Origin of the sequence: Azospirillum sp. B4, assembly GCF_000333275.1 — a bacterium.
Lineage (GTDB): Bacteria > Pseudomonadota > Alphaproteobacteria > Azospirillales > Azospirillaceae > Nitrospirillum.
In genome coordinates, this window is sequence record NZ_BACU01000726.1 from 1 (window position 1) to 2,604 (window position 2,604).

Genomic DNA, 2,604 nt, shown 5'->3' on the forward strand with positions numbered 1-2,604 from the left:
CGGTGGCGTTTTCAGGGGCGCTGTCCCATCAAGGCTTCCAGCCGGGGCGGACGGGGCGATCCCCTTCCTTCGTGGCGATCCGTTCCAGCATCCGCCGCGCCGCGCCGGGCGTGGGCAGGTCGAGCCTGAGCACGAAGCTCATGCGCCGCAGGATCGCCGCGTCGACATTGCCCAAGGTGTTGGTGGTCCAGATCACCGGCACGTCGTTGGTTTCAAGCAGGCGGTTGACGAAGACCTTGCTGCCCGATCGCCCCGATATCCAGTCGCCGTTCACCGGCTTGGCGTCGCCGATCAGATCCTCCATCTCGTCGAACAGCAATGCCGCCCCGCCCGCCGGCGCCATCAGGCGCTGAGCCAACTGCAGGGCGGTAACGCGATCCCAGCGATCGGGCTCATCCCCATCGTCGTCGGCCTCGCCCACGCCATAGAGGGCCAAGCCCGCCGCCTGGGCCAGGGTGCGCGCCAGTTCGGTCTTGCCCGTGCCCGGGGGCCCGTGGATCAGGATGTTGACGCCAGAGGCCCGGTCGCGCGCGGCCCCCATCAGCAGCCGCGTGAGAAAGTCGGCATCGGTCACGTGGGCGAAATCGGCCAGCGTCAGTCGTGCGTCCTGGTGCGGCCCGATCAGGGTCGCGACCACCGACGCATGCTCCGCCGCCGCGCGGTCGACCAGCCTTTCCAGCGACCACCGCAAGCTGACCTCGATCACGCCGCGCCGGTTGGCGCGAAAGCTGGCAAGGCCCAGCCGCAGCGCCGCGCTGCGGCGTACGGCCCGGCCGGCGTCGACGGGTGCCGCGCCCGCCGCCTGGCCCAGCAGGCCGGGCAGGTCGCGGCCATTTTCGCTCCATGCCTCCGCCAACGCGCAGGCCCGGGGCAGGCGATCCACCGCCACCAGCAGGCGCAGCAGGGCGGTGTCGAACGCGTCCAGCGCCAGGGTCGTGGCCAGCACGTCCGCGACGGCCAGCACATGGGGTTGAGGCTCCAGGTCATGCCTGTCCTCCAGGGTCGCCAGGGCGGCGGCCCAGTCGCGCTTGTCGTCCAGGCGCAACCATTCCGCGTGGGTATCGGCCCACTCGTTCAGGGCGCGGCGGAGGCGCACGTCGCCCACCGCGCCAATCCGGAGCGCCATGCTCCGGACCATCGTCCATTCGTTCATGAAAAGTCCGTTCATGCGACCAACGCACGTCGGCGCAAGGCGACACGCGTTTCGCGTTCCATCCGTTTGGTTCGGGCTGCGGGCGGTGCATCCAAGGCCCCGCCGCATCGTCGCCTCACGCGGGAGGGCGCTTTACGGAAGGGAGTGGATGCCGCCGGCCGCGCCTGTGAAGGGCGTATGGGCCAACAATCCATTTACTCCTGATCGGACAGGCATAAGGGCGCAGGGGTGCGGGTGCCTGAGGCCGAACGTGTAACCCCATTCCCAGAAGATCGCAAGGCCCGGCGGGATGGTCCAGGTTCGCCAGCCGTCTTGCGCCACCACCACGCCGTCCCCATAATCGGGGCAGTGTGAACCGACTGGATGGTGCTTCATGGATTTCCGCCCGAATACGACGAGCCTTCGTTCCGTTTTCGGGGATATCCACCATGCCTGCCACCATCACGCTTGCCGATCTCAGCTGGGCCACGCCTGACGGCCGTCCGCTCTTCTCCCATCTCTCCCTCAGCTTCGGCGCGCAACGCACCGGCCTGGTCGGGCGTAACGGCGTGGGCAAGTCCACGCTGCTGGCGTTGATCGCGGGGGATCTGCGTCCCCAGGCCGGTGCCGTTTCCGTCGCCGGTACCCTGGGCGTGCTGCGCCAAGGCGCGCGCCTGGCTCCGGGGGAAACCGTGTCCGACCTGTTCGGTGCCGCTGCCGGCCTAGACCTGCTGCGCCGGGCGGAGGCGGGGCGCGCCACGGCGGAAGAGGTGATGGCGGCCGACTGGACCCTGGAGGCGCGGCTGGCGGCGGCGTTGGACCGCCTGGGCCTGGACGTGACGGCCGAAACACCGCTGGCCGCCCTGTCCGGCGGGCAGCGGACGCGGGCGGCCCTGGCGGCCCTGGTCTTCGCCGAGCCCGACTTCCTGCTGCTGGATGAGCCCACCAACAACCTGGACGCGGACGGCCGCTCCACCGTGGCCGGGCTGCTTGGCCGGCTGGAAGGCCGGCGCCCTGGTTGTCAGCCACGATCGCGACCTGCTGGAGGGTATGGACGCCATCGTCGAGCTGACGTCATTGGGCGCCACCCGCTATGGCGGGGGATGGAGCCGCTACCGCGCCCTCAAGGCGCAGGAACTGGCCGCCGCGCGTCATGACTTGGACGAGGCGTATAAACGGGTGGCCCAGGTCGCCCGCCATGCGCTCGCGGCGGTGTAGCGCCAGGAGCGCCGTGACGGGGCCGGCCGGCGCCAGGCGGCCCGTGGGTGACCTGCCGCGCATCCTGCTGGGCGCGCGCCAGGACGCGGCGGAGCGAACCGCTTGGAGCCGGCGCCCGGCAGGCCGATGCCCGCGCCGTCCAGGAGGCCGAGGACGCCGCCGCGGCGCGCGCCCTCGTCGAGGTACTGCATCCGCTGTCGCTCACGCTGGCCTCCACCCGCCTGCCAGGCGCACAATACCGTGCTGGTGCTGGA

Annotated in this window: 3 protein-coding genes; 2 read left to right on the forward strand and 1 reads right to left on the reverse strand. The window is 70.9% G+C overall.

Features of this window, described 5'->3' with window-relative positions; genetic code table 11:
* Positions 1-28 precede the first annotated feature (28 nt).
* On the reverse strand, positions 29-1,126 hold the full coding sequence (locus I55_RS32375; protein ID WP_148294100.1) for an AAA family ATPase: 1,098 nt from the start codon (positions 1,124-1,126) through the stop codon (positions 29-31).
* Positions 1,127-1,581: 455 nt separating this feature from the next.
* On the opposite strand from I55_RS32375, the gene I55_RS32380 reads away from it, so the two are divergent.
* Positions 1,582-2,289, forward strand: a complete 708-nt coding sequence (locus tag I55_RS32380; RefSeq protein WP_049974733.1) for an ATP-binding cassette domain-containing protein — start codon at positions 1,582-1,584, stop codon at positions 2,287-2,289.
* 108 nt (positions 2,290-2,397) lie between these two features.
* A partial coding sequence (locus I55_RS38050; RefSeq protein ID WP_211100328.1) for a hypothetical protein occupies positions 2,398-2,604 on the forward strand: 207 nt, incomplete at its 3' end.

Bases quoted from the DNA above. Each gene is read 5' to 3' on its own strand.
- I55_RS32375 (WP_148294100.1), bottom strand. From the start codon at position 1,126: ATGGCGCTCCGGATTGGCGCGGTGGGCGACGTGCGCCTCCGCCGCGCC.
- I55_RS32380 (WP_049974733.1), top strand. From the start codon at position 1,582: ATGCCTGCCACCATCACGCTTGCCGATCTCAGCTGGGCCACGCCTGAC.